We start from the raw sequence: 15,362 nt of genomic DNA, 5'->3' as shown, positions 1-15,362 counted from the left end.
GGACACACCCGGCGGGCCAACCATGGATGTCATGACAGACATCGCCGCTCCACCCGACTGGGGGCGCCCGCAACATCTCGGGAACACTGCGAATCTCGGGAATACTGAAGGCAGAGCCCAGTTCGCATCGCGGCCCAACGTCGCCCGCGCCGCCGAGGCCGCCGGTGTGCCGGTACTCGATGTCGTCATTCCGGTCTTCAACGAGCAGGCCGCACTCGCGGATTCGGTCCGCAGGCTGCACGCGCACCTGAGCGAACAGTTTCCGTTCCCGGCGCGAATCACGATCGCCGACAACGCCAGCACCGACGCGACCCCGCGCATCGCCGCACAGCTGGCCGCCGAGTTGAGCGACGTCCAGGTGGTCCGGCTGGACGAGAAGGGTCGCGGCCGCGCCCTGCATGCGGTGTGGTCCGCCTCGGATGCGCCGGTACTGGCATATATGGACGTCGACCTGTCCACCGGCCTGTCGGCCCTGGCCCCGCTGGTCGCACCGTTGATCTCGGGGCACTCCGACGTGGCCATCGGGACCCGGCTCGGCCGTGGCTCGCGGGTGATTCGCGGCGCCAAACGCGAGTTCATCTCGCGGTGCTACAACCTGATTCTGAAATCTGCTCTGGCGGCCGGCTTCTCCGATGCCCAGTGCGGATTCAAGGCGATCCGCGGCGACGTTGCAGGCCAGCTGCTACCTCACGTCACCGACACCGGATGGTTCTTCGACACCGAGCTTTTGGTGCTGGCCGAACGCAGTGGATTGCGGATCCACGAGGTTCCGGTGGACTGGGTCGACGACCCGGGTAGCACCGTCGACCTCGTCGCCACCGCAACCGCCGACCTCAAGGGCATCGGGCGGCTGCTCCGCGGCTTCGCGAGCGGATCGATACCGGTCAACACGATTGCGGCGCAGCTGGGTTCGGCGCGCACGACAGCACCGGACTCGTTGCTGCGGCAGGCGGTTCGGTTCGGCACCGTCGGTGTGGTGTCCACGGTCGCCTATGTGCTGCTGTTCATGCTGCTGCGGGCGGGGGTCGGCGCCCAGGCCGCGAACCTGATCGCCCTGCTGACCACGGCGATCGGCAACACCGCCGCCAACCGCCGGTTCACCTTCGGCGTGGGGGGCCGCCGTGGCCTGGCACGCCACCACGTCGAAGGCCTGATCGTGTTCGCGATCGCCCTGGCCATCACCAGCGGAGCCCTGGCCGTGTTACACGGCCTGTCCGGCGTAGCGGGCGTCGAGCCGCACCGTGCGCTGGAACTCGGTGTGCTGGTGCTGGCCAACCTGTTCGCCACCGTCGTGCGCTTCGTGTTGTTGCGCGGCTGGGTGTTCCATCCCCGCCGGTCCCGCTGACCATCGCCGACGAATCTGATTCGGAGACTCGAGATATGACCCTCATCGTCGATTCGCGCCCGGACGAACCGGGGACGGCCGATCGGCCCGGACGCGGCACCAACTGGGTGACCCGGCTCCTGCTGGGCGACGGCACGCAGCCGCGCTGGGTACGCCCGGCGGTACTGGCGTTGCTCACCGCCACCGCGGCGCTCTACCTGTGGGGCCTCGGCTCCGCCGGCTGGGCCAACAGCTATTACGCCGCCGCGGTGCAGGCGGGAATACAGGACCTCAAGGCGTGGCTGTTCGGTTCGTTCGACTCCGGCAACGCCATCACGGTGGACAAACCACCGGCGGCGCTGTGGGTGATGACGTTGTCGGCACGGCTGTTCGGATTCAGCCCGTTCACCATGTTGTTGCCGCAGGCGCTGATGGGTGTCGGCGCGGTGGGGATGCTGTACGCGGCGGTCCGTCGGTGCAGCGGGCCCGCGGCGGGTCTGATCGCGGGCTCGGTGCTGGCCCTGACGCCCGTGGCGGCGTCGATGTTCCGCTACAACAACCCCGACGCGCTGCTGGTCCTGCTGCTGATCGTCGCCGCCTACTGCGTCGTCAGGGCGATCGAAACGGGCAGCACCCGATGGGTCGCGGTTGCCGGGTGCGTGCTCGGGTTCGCGTTCCTGACCAAGATGCTGCAGGCGATGCTGATCGTGCCCGGTCTCGGGCTGGCCTTCCTGGTTGCCGCCCCGGTCGGCCTGTGGCAGCGCATCCGCGCCCTGCTCGTCGGCGCCGCGACAATGGTGGTGTCCGCCGGGTGGTACATCGCGCTGGTCGAATTCTGGCCCGCCGACTCGCGGCCATACATCGGCGGCTCCACCGACAACAGCCTGCTGCAACTGGCGTTGGGGTACAACGGGATCGAACGTGTCGTCGGCGGTGAGGGACCGGGGGGCGGCGGGCCGGGACCCGAATTCGGCGGCGCCAAGCTGTTTTTCGGCGGCGATCCCGGCGTCGGCAGGCTGTTCGGCCTGTCGATGGGGACCGAGGCATCCTGGCTACTGCCCGCCGCGCTGGTCGGCCTTGCCGCCGGACTCTGGTTCACCCGCACCACCCCGCGCACCGGTCGCGTCCGGGCCAGCCTGCTGCTGTGGGGCGGGTGGCTCCTGGTGACCGGCGCCGTCTTCAGCTTCATGGACGGCATCGTCCACCCCTACTACACCGTCGCGCTCGCACCCGCTGTCGCCGCGCTGGTGGGTATCGCAGTGCGCGAGCTGTGGTGTGGCAGGCGGTTCGCCGGCCCGCGGGTGGTGCTGGCCGCCATGCTCGCGGTCACCGGCGTGTGGGCAGTCATCCTGTTGCAGCGCAACCCGGACTGGTACCCGGCGCTGCGCTGGATCGTGCTGGCCGGAGCGATCGTCGCGGCCGCGGTCATGGCTGTCGGCGTGCACCGGCTCGGCAGGGCAGGTGCGGGCGTGGTCGTGGCCGGCGCACTGTTCGGGCTCGCCGGAACGGGCGCCTACACCGTGGCCACCATCGCGCATCCCGGCACCGGCCCGATGGCCACCTCAGGACCGGCAATGGCGGGGGATGGCCCCGACGGAGGGTTCGGCCTCGGCCCAGGCGGGGGTGCGGTCGCGGACGACGAACAGCTGCGGGAACTGTTGCGCAACACCGACAGCCGTTGGGCCGCTGCGACTGTCGGATCGCACGTGGCGGGCGACCTGGAGTTGACCGCCGGTGCGGCCGTCATGGCGATCGGCGGATTCAGCGGCGGCGACGACGCCCCGACGCTGACCCAGTTCCAGCAGTACGTCGCCGACGGCGAGGTCGGGTACTTCATCGCCTCCGAGCGCGGCGGCCCGCCCGGGCATCGGGGCGGCAGCGGCACCGAGATCACCGATTGGGTGCAGCAGAACTTCACCGCCACGGACGTCGGCGGGACCACGGTCTACGACCTGCGATCGCGCTGATCCGGACTCGTGGCCGGCCGCCGGGGTGTTGTTATCTTCGGAGCCGCGTGGCGTGCGCAGCGAATTCGAGGAGGTCCCCGTGTCCGTGACCGACGACTACCTGAAGAACAACGAGGAGTACGCGAAGTCGTTCACCGGCCCGCTGCCGCTCCCGCCGAGTAAGCACGTCGCCGTCGTCGCCTGCATGGATGCCCGGCTGGATGTGTACCGGATGCTGGGGCTCGGCGACGGCGAGGCGCACGTCATCCGCAACGCAGGTGGCGTGGTGACCGACGACGAGATCCGCTCGCTCGCGATCAGCCAGCGGCTGCTCGGCACCAAGGAAATCATCCTCATCCACCACACCGACTGCGGCATGGTGACTTTCACCGACGACGATTTCAAGCGGGCCATCCAGGACGAGATCGGCCTCAAGCCGGAATGGGCGGCCGAGGCCTTCCCCGACGTCCAGGAGGACGTCCGCCAGTCGCTGCGCAGGATCGAGGCCAGCCCATTCGTGACGAAGCACGAATCATTGCGCGGCTTCGTATTCGACGTCGCCACGGGCAAGCTCACCGAGGTCACCCTCGACTAGCGCCGTCCCTTCAGCAGGCAACGGGCCATGTGCACCCCGAGGTCTCGACGGATGCGGTAATTTTCTGCTCCGACGGACCGTCACGACGCGGTAACGGGGGAGAGCATGGCAAAGCACCGCAGGTCGACGCGGCTGGCCAAGATGTCGACGTCGGTCAAGCGAGCAGTCGCGCCGGCAATGGTGGGCACGGTCGCGGTGGTGACCGTCGGAGCGACGACCGGCTCGGTGGCCGTCACCGGTGTCGCTGCGGAGCCGCACGTCTCGGCGCAGCAGGTTGCGCTCAAGGCCGTCATCACCCCGGGCAGTGCCACCAACTGGAATGCCGACGGCATCTCCGGTTTCTTCGGCATCATGGACAGCGCGTGGGGCCAGCAGTTCGGTCAGGATGTGGTCATCGCGCCGTTCCGGCTCGTGGAGTTCTGGGAGGGCCCGCTCAACATCTACAACGCCCTGCACAACAACACCGGGGAGCGCAATCTAGTCCTCAGTTCGGGTCGGGGCGCCGGGAACGCGAGTTGGGTCATCTCATACCTGGCCGGCAGTGACGACCCGGCCGATCAGGCGATGCTGCAGGACACGGTCTGGATCCTCGACAACAACGTTGACCGCCCCAACGGGGGTTACGCGGCAAGGTTGCCGTTCTTCGCGCTGGTCGGCGTCAACCCGGTGCCCACCCCGACCGACACCGGCGCCCAGATGATCGACGTCGGCTACGAGTACGCCTGGAACTCCAGCGTCCCGCTGTATGTCACCAACCCTGCGGGCCTGCTGAACTCGATCATCGCCTATGCCTACCGCTACCGGAAGCAGGACCGCACCGCGCTGCCCGCCGAGGCAGTGGAGCCGTGCGGCGGGGACAAACCGAGCTGTAAGCACTACGTCATCGCGACCGACGGCACCACCGTCGTGTCCAGCGAAGACGTGGCCGGCACCACCCAGTACGTCACCTACAAGGCGGCCGGGCTGCCGATGCTGCAGCCGCTGCGCGACTGGGGCGGTGAGGCGGGCAACACGTTCGCCGACGCCACCGAGCCGGCGCTGAAGGTGCTCGTCGACGCGTCCTATCAAAACAACGACCCGATCGGTGACCCGTCGGTCTACACCCCGATGCGGCTGATCACCCCACCCGACGTCATCCTCCGGGCGGCAAAGCAGCTGCCCGGCGCCATCGCCGAGGGTATCGAGAACGTCAGCGGCGACGGCGACGAGAGCACCGCAGACACTCTTGCCGCTGATGTCCCCGCCTGCGGAACCGGCGCAGCAGCGCCGGTCAAGGCCCTGTCCACGCTTGAGCCGCCGACTTCGCCGGGGTCCGAGCCGGCCATCACCGATGCGCTCGCCCCGGCCACGGAGTCGGTCTCGCGGCCCGTGACCAAGCCGGCAGGCAAGCCCGTCGAAAAGTCTGATGCCAAGTCTGTCGTCACGCCAGTGTCGCGGCCCGGCCTGAATTTCAGCCCCAGGAAACCAGGCGCGTTGCCGGGTGCGGCGGGGCGCGGTTTGGAGGGTGCGGCCGGCCGGGGCGGCCCGATCTCGCAGCTGGTGAAATCGGTGTTCGGCCCCAAGCAGGCGCCGTCGGACGCTCCCGAAGCATCGGATCCCGGCGCTGCCGGCGAGTAGTCAACTGGTATGCCGGGCGGGGGCCAATCGCGGTGCTCGTCGAGCAAAGATCACTCACTTCACCGGCATCGACAGCCCCTACCAGCGGCCGAAGAACCTCGATCTGCGACTCGTCCCCGACCGGAGCGCCGATGAGCAGGCCGATCTGGTCGTCGACCTTTTAGGCTCGACGGCGTGAGTTCACTGAATGATCACGAGGTGGCCGCGCGGCTGGCCACCATGGCGGGTGATCTGCTGCTCGATGTGCGTGCCGAATTCGCCGACGCCACCGTGGCCGAGCGGAAGGCCGCGGGCGATAAGCGTGCTCACGACTTCCTGATGGACGCGTTGGCACGCGACCGGCCCGGTGACGTGGTGTTCTCCGAAGAGGGGGTCGACGACCCGGTGCGGCTGCGCTCCGAGCGGGTATGGATCGTCGACCCGCTCGACGGCACCCGCGAATTCGCGGAACTGGGGCGCGACGACTGGGCGGTGCACGTCGCGCTGTGGCAGCAGGGCGTGCTCGCCGCGGGGGCGGTCGCGTTGCCCGCGCTGAACACGGTGCTTTCCACACCCGATGTGGCGGGTCCGGCGGGGCCGGTGCCCGACCGGCCGCGGATCGTGGTGTCGCGCAGCAGGCCGCCGGCCATCGCCGAGGCGGTCCGCGACGCGCTGGGCGGTGTGCTGGTCGAGATGGGTTCGGCGGGAGCCAAAGTTGCATCCGTGGTGCGGGGATCGACCGACGTCTATGTGCACACCGGGGGACAGTACGAGTGGGATTCTGCCGCTCCGGCGGCGGTGGCCACCGCGGCGGGGCTGCATACCTCCCGCATCGACGGTTCGCCGCTGATCTACAACCGGCCTGATCCGCTGGTACCCGATCTGGTGGTGTGCCGCAGGGAACTTGCGGAGGCCGTGCTCGCCGTCACCGCGTGAGCGCGGGCGTGTGCCGGTTCCAGTCCGGGAACGACCGGCGCAGCCAGGCAGGCCCGGTCACTGTCACCTCGCCGGTGCGCAGCACGTCGCGCCAGCTGCGCACGCCGCGATGCCAGTCGACGAATGCCTGGGACGCGCCCTCGACGGTCAGGTCGGGCTCCCCACCCGGATCGGAGTAGCACATCTCGGCGTTGCCGTCTTCGATGAGAAACCAGTACCGACGGTTCTGGGGACGCTCATCCGGGAAGGTGAATGCGACCACCACCCGGCCAGGGGGCAGGGCAGTCCGGTCCATCTGAACCTGACACCAGGCCCACAATGCGAAGCCGGGATCGGAATGCTCGCTGGTCACCTCGAGCCAGCGTTCACCCCAGGCGGCGAGTGTCTCGATGACCGCCGCCAGATCGGCGCCGGCCTCGGTGAGGGCGTAGGTGTGGCCGCGGCCGCCCGGCTTCGGGCTGACGGCGATGACCCCGGCGCGTTCGAGTTCACCAAGACGCTTGAGCAATACCGAACGTGACATCGTCGGCAGGCCGCGGCTGATCGCCGAGAAGGTGACGGCGCCGAACAACAGATTGCGCACGATCAAGGGCGTCCACCGCTCCGCGAGTATCTCCGAAGCCCGCGCGACCGGACAGTACTGGTGGTACGTGCCCATCCCGTGATGATGCCACCGGCGGCGGCCGCGTGGGGTTCTGTATTCGAACTTCACGGGGCCGCCCGCCAGTCGGACGATCACTCCATGAGTTCACGTATCGCCGCCGGGCAGGTGTCGACGTCGGCCGCCCGGATTTACGAATGTTCGTTGGTGCCCGCATTGTTCGACCAGTGGGTCGAACCGATGCTGGAGGCGGTTCGCGTCGGCGTCGGGGATCGCCTGCTCGACGTCGGCACCGGCACGGGTGTGCTCGCCCGCGCAGCGCTCGGTCGCGTCGGCGCGACGGGGCACGTGATCGCCGTCGATCCCAATGAGGGGATGCTCGCGGTGGCTAGCGAGCTTGCGCCCGGACTGGACATCCGCCGTGGGTCGGCCGAGCAGCTGCCGCTCGCCGATAGTGAGATCGATTGCCTCACCTGTCAATTCGTGATGATGTTTGTCGCCGACAGGGTCCGAGCTGTCGATGAGATGGCGCGTGTTCTGCGGCCGGGCGGCCGGCTCGCGGTGGCGACCTGGGCAGCGGTGGAGGAACTGCCGGGCTTTGCGGCGATGGTCGACCTGTTCGCCGATGTGCTGGGTGAGTGGGCCGCCGACGCGTTGCGCGCACCCTTCTGTATCGGCTCCGCCGACGAACTCGCGCAGTTGCTGTCCCGCCGGTTCCCGGACGTGGCGGTGCGCCGCCACGAGGGGCAGGCTCGGTTCGCCTCGCTCGACGATTGGGTCAGCACCGAGATCAGGGGCTGGACCTTGGCCGACGACGTCGACGAGGGCCAGCTGCAGCGGCTCCGCGCCGCGGCCGTGACCAGACTCGGCCAATTCGTCGTCGACGATGGTTCGGTGGGCTTCGCGGCGCCCGCGCTGATCGCAACAGCGACGGCCGCCTGAAGCCTGGGTGAGCCGTCGCCGACTCGATCGCGATTAGGCGAAACCCGGACCGGTGCCCGCAGTAGGCTCGGCTCGGTGACGAACCCCACTTTGCGCGCCCTGGCGGAGCTGCCGCAGCAGCCCGCCGGCCTGGCCGAATCGACGCTCATCCTGATCGACTGCCAGAACACCTACACCCGCGGCGTCATGGAGCTCGAGGGGGTGGGCGCCGCCCTGGATGAAGCCGCCGCGCTGCTCGACCGCGCCCGCACGGCGGGAATCCCGATCATCCACATCCAGCACTCGGGGGGTGCGGGCACGCCCTACGACATCGACGACGAGATCGGCGCCATCGTCGCGCAGGTCGCCCCGCGCGAAGGCGAACCGGTGGTGGTCAAGCAATACCCGAACTCGTTCGTGCAGACCGACCTCGACGATCGGCTCAAGGCCCTGGGCGCGTCGAATCTGGTGCTGGCGGGCTTCATGACGCACATGTGCGTCAACTCGACCGCGCGTGGCGCATTCAATCTCGGGTACGCGCCGACGGTGGTCGCCTCCGCGACGGCCACCCGCGCGCTGCCGGGCGTCGACGGGCACGATGTATCCGCAGCGACTCTCCACAACGCCAGCCTCGCCGCGATCGCCGACCTGTTCGCCGTCGTCGTCCCCGCAACCGCGGCCATCCCCGACTGAATACCGCACCCGCGCGCGCCGACAGTTACCTCACGGCGACAGATCCGCGGATTTCCCGCCGTCAGGTAACTCTCGGCGGCGGGCCGTCGCCGAGCATTCCCGGCCAGCCGCCCGACCGATGACAGAATTCGCCGCATGCGGATGTCGGCGAAGGCGGTGTACGCCGTCCGTGCCATGGTTGCGCTGGCGCCGGGTAGCGGGATCACCGGTACCCGCGGTGCTCACCACTTGACACCTCCACGTCGCCGCTGACCGATCGCGCGGTCACCTCGGCGACGGCGCTTGCGGGGTTGGTGGTCTCCGCTACCCGCACCCTGCTGGATTCACCCGACTGGGCCCGCACCAGGTAGGGACCGCGGCCCGGCAGCCCGATCGTGACGTCGCCGTCCCGGCTGGTCGCCTCGATCACGCGGGGCGCGGGGTCGCGGAAGTCGATGGAGATGTCGCCGTTCGTGGTGGTGGCGACGAACCGTTCCGTGACGGACAGCGGGTCACGAGACAACACGTCCCCGTGGACGGTGTGCACCTCGACGCTGCGCGCCGCGCCTCGCAGCAACACCGCTCCGTCCGTGGTCCGCGCGATCAGCCGGTCGAGATCGGCGTCGGCGAACACCACGCCGGTGTCCTGCTCTGTGCGCACCGTCATCCGTCGGGCCTGATCGGGCGGGAGTGTCAGGCTGATCTCTCCGCCGCGCGCCCAACCCAGCAGCGACGACGTCTGCCCCTCGAGGGTGACCCGGGCGCCGTCGGGTCCGTCGCTGATCACCAGCCGGTGCTCACCGGAGCGTGCCGAGTTGACCAGGCGCAGGCTCACGCGGGGCTGGTCGACGGCAGGGTCGGTCATGATGCGCACGGCGACAGGCACATCGGCGGTGTCGATGACCACCGACCGCGTCGTGGCGGGCAGGGTCTGGTTGTCGGCGGCGACCCGGAAGGTGCTCAGGCCCCACGACGCGACGCCCAGGGTGGCGACGACGCCGACGACGATGACCACAGCCGCGACGACGATGATCACCCGCGTGGCAGTGCGTCCGCCGGGCGACAAAGCGGGCGGCGGTCCCGCCGGTTCCGGCGGCGGAGCGAGCGTTGTCACTGGGGCGGTCATGGAAATCCCTTCGACGTTCATGATTCGAGGTAGCGCAGCACGGCGAGCACGCGGCGGTTCTCGCTGTCGTCCTGTGCCAGGTCGAGCTTGGTGAAGATGGACGCGATGTGCTTCTCCGCGGATCCGACGGACATGTGCAGTGCCGAGGCGATCGCCGAATTGGTCTTGCCCTCGGCCATCAACTGCAGCACCTCGCGTTCGCGTGGGGTGAGCAGATCTAGCGCCGAACGCCTGCGCGAGCGCACCAGAATCTGCGAGACCACCTCGGGGTCCAGGGCCGTGCCGCCCGCGCCGACCGCCGCGACGGCGTCGAGGAACGCGGGCACATCGGCGACCCTGTCCTTGAGGAGATAGCCGAATCCCTTTGTATCCGAGGCGATCAGGTCGGTCGCGTAGCGCTCCTCGACGTAGTGCGAGAGCACAAGTACCGGTGACTCGGGATTCTGGCGGCGCAGCAGCGCCGCCGCCCGGATGCCCTCGTCGGTGAACGTCGGCGGCATCCGGACGTCGACGATGGCCAGATCCGGTCGCTTCTCGTTGACCAGCCGCAGCAGGTCGGTCGCGGCGGGCACCCCGGCGACCACCTCATGGCCCGCGTCGGCGAGGATGCGTTCGATGCCGGCCCGCAACAGTGCGGAATCCTCGGCGATGATTATGCGCACGGCAGCACCGCCGAAACGATCGTCGGTCCGGTGGCCGGGCTGGACACTCCGAACGAGCCGCCCGCCGCGCGCACCCGCTCGTCCAGCCCGCGCAATCCGGTGGCGTCTTCGCGCAAGCGCTCATCGGTGCTTGTCCGCTCTTCGCGCAAGCGCTCATCGGTGCTTGTCCGCTCTTCGCGCAAGCGCTCATCGGTGCTTGTCCGCTCTTCGCGCAAGCGCTCATCGCGATCCCACGGCGCATCGCGGTAAGCGATCGCCGCCCCACCGCGCCCGTCATCGAAAACCGATACATGGAGCACGTTGGCCGCTTCGTCCAGGCGCACCGTGACGACGGCCTGGGTGGCCTGCGCATGTTTGGCGACGTTGGTCAGCGCTTCGGCCACCACGAAGTAGGCCACCGACTCCACTTCGTCGGGCAGCCGGCGCGGGAGGTGGATGTTGAGCGTCGTCGGCACCCCCGAGGTCTCGGCCCGCTGTGCCACCGAGGACAGCGCGGCGTCCAGCCCGCGGTCGGACAGGATCGTCGGTGCGATACCCCGCACCACGTTGCGCAGTTCCACCAGCGCACTCTTGGCGTCGCCGTGCGCCTCGGCGATCAGCTGTTTCGCCGTGGGCAGGTCGGTGTCCAGCTTGGTCTGCGCCAGCCCGATCGTCATCGCCAGCGATACGAGACGCGGCTGCACACTGTCGTGCAGGTCGCGTTCGATGCGGTGGCGTTCGGTCTGCGCCGACGACACCGCACCCTGGCGGGCATCGCTGAGCGCGCTGACCTGATACTGCAGCGCCGCCGTCGACGACGGGGACAGCAGCCACCGGTCGATCGCGGCGTCGAGGGCGGGGGCGAAGACCAGGATGGCGACCGCCGCGGCGACGGCGACCAGGGCGAGTACGAAGGTCAAGGGCGGTGACAGGAACGACAGCCCGGCCTCGGCGTCACTGCGCCGGATCGCGATGGCCGCCGCGGGCCCGAGGAAGGCGAAGGCCAGCAGGGCGAACGCGGTGGCTGTCGCCAAGACGTCGTAGACCATTCGCAGGTAGTGCTGTGCGATGCCCTTCCAGAATCGGGTGCTGCTGACGTCCAGCCATAGTTGGTGCAGCCAGCGCTGGAAACCGGTGTACTGCGACATCCGGCGCGGCGGAACGCCGATGCCCAGCCCGAACACCGACTCGCTGCGCAGGCGTTCCACCCGTTCGACGTAGCGCATGAGGTAGATGAAGACCACTGCCGCGAGGGCGAAGCCGATGACCGAAGGGATCGAGGAGATGCCGATGACCATGATCGCCAGCGGAATCCAGAACCACACCAGCGCGAGGACGCCACCGACGATCATCGACGCCGTCGGCACCACTCCGAGATTGCGAATGGGGGCACGGGTCCCCTCGCCGGGGGTGACGGTGGCGTGGGCGGTGGGGACGGCGGTGCTGGCTAACATGCCTCCAACCTATGGATCCGCGGGCGCCGGCGACACTGCGTTTTCCCGCCACCTTCCCGGGGGAAAACCCCCACTCAGGCCGGTCGAGCAGACGCGTGCGGACATGGGATCGTGGCGGTCAATCGAAAACCATTGCCCGGAAAGGGTTGTCGAGCGGGGCCAGGCGATGTGTCAGGTGAGCGTCTGCTGCTCCAGCAGATCGCCCCAGCAGCGTCGAACCACGGCCACTGCCGGCGGTGCGTCGTCCGCGGTGAGGCTGCGGCGCCCGGCGGCGAGATCGACGAGGGCCTGGGCGACCGCATACGGCGAGACCCCGGAACCACGAGCTGCGTCCACCAGTTCCCGCAAGGTGTCCTCGGGCGGTCTGCGCCGAAGGCCGACCAGAACGCCCTCGGCGAGGTGGAGGTAGCGGGTCCGCACGAGGTCGTCGTTGGCGGTCGGCTGCAGTTTGGGCTGCAGCTTCATCCAGTACCCCACATCGGCCATCGCGTCCCCCTAGAATCCGCTGATCCGATCAGGCACATCCACCGCCCAGGTTGCCCGTATCTGAGATCCAGCGTAACCACTCTCAGCGGTGACTGGCGGCATTCGCCAGATTTCGATTTCGTGTCGATCCGCCGCGGGGCTGGTTCGCGTGGATGACTGTGCGGGAGAACGAGTTCACGGGCCACCCGTCGCTGCCACCCATGTCCGAACACTTTCGCTGCCCCGTTCGCCCAGTCGGCCGCGGCGCCTCGTGCCGCGCCGTTCGCCGTGCGTGCGGCGCGGTGCCTGCCCCTCGCCCGCGCGGGCATCGGAAAGCCCCAGCGATCAGACCCGTTGCCATCCGCAGGACTGAACGCCAAAGCTTCCTCGGCCCAAGGAAACAGCCGCGGCCCGATGCGCGCGGAACGGCGCGATTATGAACGCAGCCGGGCTTGGATGCACAAGAGAACCGACTCGGCTGGCTCCGGCGTCTGGGGGCCGGCTCTAACGATTTTGCCTGCGGCGGGAACTCGGGCTGCGGCGGCGGCGGAAGCGGCTGAGGCGGACTCCGAGCGATCAATCACGAATGCGGGAGGCGCGCCCGCTCATGAATCATCGTCCTGCAGGACGGCGAATGGCTCGGTCGGCGTCTCGACGACCGCCAGCTTGGCCGCCGAGTCCGACGGCACGCTGCGCTTGCTCAGGGCGACGAGGGCGTGCTCGTTGCCGACGTCGCGACTTGCTTGTTCGGAGAGCAGCCACCGGACTTCCAGTAGGTCGCAGTACGCCTGTATCGCGGTGCCGGTGCGGCCCACCGCCTGATGTGCGCGGTACATGGTGGGGGTTGCCACCTCGATGACCCACAGTCGGGCCGCGGTCTTCTCGTCGACGTCCTCGCCGGCTTCCCGGCACAGCTGGACCTGGAACGCGTGCAGGTCGCCGAGCAGGATCCGGGCCTGCCCCTCACCGGTGTCGAGTCCGGTGAGCTGCCGCAGGTGCTGGGCGTGGTAGGTGCGGTCGCCGACGGCGACGCGCAGCCGCAGCTGGTCGGCTTCGGCCGCGACGGGTTGCAGCGACACCTCGTCGACGGCGAAGCCGAGTTCGTTGAGTTTGCGGATGGTGCTCTCGACGCGGTAGCGGTCGGCGAATCCGAACACCGGCTCGCTGTGCAGAGTTTCCCAGAGCCGGTCGTATCGGCGCCGGATGCCGTGTGCCTCGGCGATCAGCGTGGCGTGCAGTTCGGGTGGGCGGTCCAGCCGCGCCGCGAGGTCGATCATTCCGGCGGCGACGTTTTCCACCAGGATGTCGATGTCGAGTTCGCGTTGGCCTGCGCTGAGCTGGGGGTGCACCTCGCTGGTTTCGGCGTCCACCAGCCAGGCCTGCAATACCTGGCCGTCACGGGAGAACAGCGTGTTGGCCAGCGAGCAGTCGCCCCAGAAGATGCCGTGGCGGTGCAGTTCGACCAGCAGGGAGGCCATCGCGTCGAACAGCCGCGCCCGCTGCGCGGGTTGGTCGGGTGGCAGCCGCATGAACAGCCGCCGGTACTGCCAGGATCCCTCGAGGTAACGGGTGACCAGCAGAGCGGTGTCTAAGTCTGGCTGGAGCACAAGACCCGCGGGCCGCACGGCGGGCAGTGCCATCTCCTCGAGCCGGCGCAGTACGTCGTACTCCCTTGCCGCGATCCGCGGCGGCAGATCCTTGACCGCCCAGAGGCGTCCGTCGCAGTCGACGAACTTCACCAGGTGCCGGCTGGGGCCGACCGCGATGTCGCGCAATGGCACGTCGGGAACCAACCATTGCGACAGCGGCCGGTCCCAGGGCAGTGCCAGTAGCCCCGGGGTCGGTGCCCGCAGCCGCAGCTCCGGGGGCGGCATCGGTCAGCCGGTGACGCCGACGCTGGCTTCGTGCCGATGGGAACCCGTTGTGCGGGTGAGGTTGTCACCGGAGGTCGGGTCGAACAGCTGGATGCGTGCGGTGTCGAGCCAGACCCGTGCTTTGTCGCCGGGCCGCACCCGGCTCAGTGGGTCGAGCTCGACGCAGATCTGGGTGCGCATTTGTTCGCTGTCCAGGTCGCGTTCGAGCTGGGCGAGTTGGGCGGTGATGTCGGCGGGGGCCTGGTAGGGCACGAACGCGTACTGTTCGTTGCCCAGCCATTCGGTGACGTCGACGGTGACGTCGAAAACCGCTCCGCGCGCGGCCTTGTCGGTATCGACCAGGTCGGCATCCTCAAAGCTTCCCGGCCGGATGCCGGCGATGTACACCCGGCCCTCTTCCGCGATGTCCTTCCACTCCGGCCGCAGCGGGATCGACGCGAAGGGCAGCTCGAGCTGGCCGCCGCGAACGGCCGCCGGGACGAAATTCATCGGCGGGGAGCCGATGAAGCCCGCGACGAACAGGTTGACCGGATGGTCGTAGAGTTCGCGCGGGCTGGCGACCTGTTGCAGGACGCCCTTTTTCAGCACGGCGACCCGGTCGCCCAGTGTCATGGCCTCGGTCTGGTCGTGGGTGACGTAGACGGTGGTCACCCCCAGGCGGCGTTGCAGGCGCAGGATTTCGGTGCGCATCTGGCCGCGCAGTTTGGCGTCCAGGTTGGACAACGGTTCATCGAACAGGAACGCGTCGGCGTGCCGCACGATGGCGCGCCCCATGGCGACCCGCTGGCGCTGCCCGCCGGAGAGGTTGGCGGGTTTGCGGTCCAGATGCTCCTTGAGCTCCAGGGTGTCGGCCGCCTCGGACACCAGCGTGCGGATCTCGTCCTCGGAGTACTTGCCGGCCAATCGCAGCGGGAAGGCGATGTTCTCGAACACGGTCAGGTGCGGGTAGAGCGCATAGTTCTGGAACACCATGGCCAGGTTGCGGTCGCGGGGTGCTTTGTCGTTGACCCGTTTGCCGCCGATGATCATGTCGCCCGAGGAGATGTCCTCCAGGCCCACGATCATGCGCAGCAGGGTGGATTTGCCGCACCCGGATGGGCCGACCAGGATCATGAACTCGCCGTCGGCGATGTCGAGGCTGACGTCGTTGACGGCGGGGAAGCCGTCACCGTACTTCTTGATGATGTTGCGCATCGTGATTTCGGCCATGA

14 protein-coding genes and 1 pseudogene are annotated in these 15,362 nt (G+C 68.8%); 8 read left to right on the top strand and 7 right to left on the bottom strand.

Going from position 1 to position 15,362, the window contains the following annotated elements; all coding sequences use genetic code 11:
• Positions 1 to 31 precede the first annotated feature (31 nt).
• From ADBZ6K_RS15340 to ADBZ6K_RS15315, 6 genes and pseudogenes are all read left to right on the top strand, one after another.
• Positions 32 to 1,345: a bifunctional glycosyltransferase family 2/GtrA family protein gene (locus ADBZ6K_RS15340; RefSeq protein ID WP_526348111.1), complete on the top strand. Its 1,314-nt coding sequence runs from the start codon at positions 32 to 34 to the stop codon at positions 1,343 to 1,345.
• Between the two features lie 35 nt (positions 1,346 to 1,380).
• Positions 1,381 to 3,291, top strand: a complete 1,911-nt coding sequence (locus ADBZ6K_RS15335; protein WP_526348109.1) for an ArnT family glycosyltransferase — start codon at positions 1,381 to 1,383, stop codon at positions 3,289 to 3,291.
• Positions 3,292 to 3,370: 79 nt separating this feature from the next.
• Positions 3,371 to 3,865 (top strand): beta-class carbonic anhydrase, encoded by a 495-nt coding sequence (locus tag ADBZ6K_RS15330; RefSeq protein ID WP_526348107.1) that lies wholly within the window; start codon positions 3,371 to 3,373, stop codon positions 3,863 to 3,865.
• 105 nt (positions 3,866 to 3,970) lie between these two features.
• Positions 3,971 to 5,482 carry a PE-PPE domain-containing protein gene (locus tag ADBZ6K_RS15325; RefSeq protein ID WP_526348105.1) on the top strand — a complete coding sequence of 504 codons (1,512 nt, stop codon included), beginning with the start codon at positions 3,971 to 3,973 and terminating at the stop codon, positions 5,480 to 5,482.
• Between the two features lie 34 nt (positions 5,483 to 5,516).
• Positions 5,517 to 5,660, top strand: a pseudogene (locus ADBZ6K_RS15320) (adenylyl-sulfate kinase); the annotation flags it as partial.
• 5 nt (positions 5,661 to 5,665) lie between these two features.
• The gene (locus ADBZ6K_RS15315) at positions 5,666 to 6,397 is read left to right on the top strand and encodes a 3'(2'),5'-bisphosphate nucleotidase CysQ (protein WP_526348244.1); all 732 of its coding nucleotides are present in this window, start codon (positions 5,666 to 5,668) and stop codon (positions 6,395 to 6,397) included.
• On the opposite strand, the gene ADBZ6K_RS15310 is transcribed toward ADBZ6K_RS15315, so the two are convergent.
• Positions 6,387 to 7,055 (bottom strand): winged helix-turn-helix transcriptional regulator, encoded by a 669-nt coding sequence (locus ADBZ6K_RS15310; protein WP_526348103.1) that lies wholly within the window; start codon positions 7,053 to 7,055, stop codon positions 6,387 to 6,389. The genes ADBZ6K_RS15315 and ADBZ6K_RS15310 overlap by 11 nt on opposite strands.
• Before the next feature lie 84 nt (positions 7,056 to 7,139).
• Between ADBZ6K_RS15310 and ADBZ6K_RS15305 the strand changes: the two genes are divergently transcribed.
• Entirely contained in the window at positions 7,140 to 7,940 is an 801-nt protein-coding gene (locus ADBZ6K_RS15305) for a methyltransferase domain-containing protein (protein ID WP_526348101.1), read from the top strand.
• 75 nt (positions 7,941 to 8,015) lie between these two features.
• Positions 8,016 to 8,612, top strand: coding sequence for a cysteine hydrolase family protein (locus ADBZ6K_RS15300; protein WP_526348099.1), 597 nt, complete (start codon positions 8,016 to 8,018; stop codon positions 8,610 to 8,612).
• 202 nt (positions 8,613 to 8,814) lie between these two features.
• Here ADBZ6K_RS15300 and ADBZ6K_RS15295 read toward each other — a convergent pair whose 3' ends face one another.
• The 6 genes from ADBZ6K_RS15295 to ADBZ6K_RS15270 all read right to left on the bottom strand — a co-directional run bounded on the left by ADBZ6K_RS15295 (position 8,815) and on the right by ADBZ6K_RS15270 (position 15,360).
• Complete coding sequence (locus ADBZ6K_RS15295) at positions 8,815 to 9,717, bottom strand: DUF4097 family beta strand repeat-containing protein (RefSeq protein ID WP_526348097.1); 903 nt, start codon at positions 9,715 to 9,717, stop codon at positions 8,815 to 8,817.
• 17 nt (positions 9,718 to 9,734) lie between these two features.
• On the bottom strand, positions 9,735 to 10,379 hold the full coding sequence (locus ADBZ6K_RS15290; RefSeq protein WP_526348095.1) for a response regulator transcription factor: 645 nt from the start codon (positions 10,377 to 10,379) through the stop codon (positions 9,735 to 9,737).
• Complete coding sequence (locus ADBZ6K_RS15285) at positions 10,370 to 11,812, bottom strand: sensor histidine kinase (RefSeq protein ID WP_526348093.1); 1,443 nt, start codon at positions 11,810 to 11,812, stop codon at positions 10,370 to 10,372. Before ADBZ6K_RS15285 ends, ADBZ6K_RS15290 begins: the two co-directional genes overlap by 10 nt.
• Positions 11,813 to 11,983: 171 nt before the next feature.
• A complete protein-coding gene (locus tag ADBZ6K_RS15280) occupies positions 11,984 to 12,298 on the bottom strand; it encodes a hypothetical protein (RefSeq protein WP_526348091.1) in 315 nt (104 codons plus the stop codon).
• A gap of 584 nt (positions 12,299 to 12,882) precedes the next feature.
• Positions 12,883 to 14,151: a DUF4032 domain-containing protein gene (locus ADBZ6K_RS15275; protein WP_526348089.1), complete on the bottom strand. Its 1,269-nt coding sequence runs from the start codon at positions 14,149 to 14,151 to the stop codon at positions 12,883 to 12,885.
• A 3-nt stretch (positions 14,152 to 14,154) separates the two neighbouring features.
• Positions 14,155 to 15,360, bottom strand: coding sequence for an ABC transporter ATP-binding protein (locus ADBZ6K_RS15270; protein ID WP_526348087.1), 1,206 nt, complete (start codon positions 15,358 to 15,360; stop codon positions 14,155 to 14,157).
• Positions 15,361 to 15,362: the final 2 nt, after the last annotated feature.

The sequence above is a fragment of the Mycobacterium sp. genome, from assembly GCF_044223235.1.
GTDB lineage: Bacteria > Actinomycetota > Actinomycetes > Mycobacteriales > Mycobacteriaceae > Mycobacterium.
This window is presented reverse-complemented; position numbering and strand designations above follow the sequence as displayed.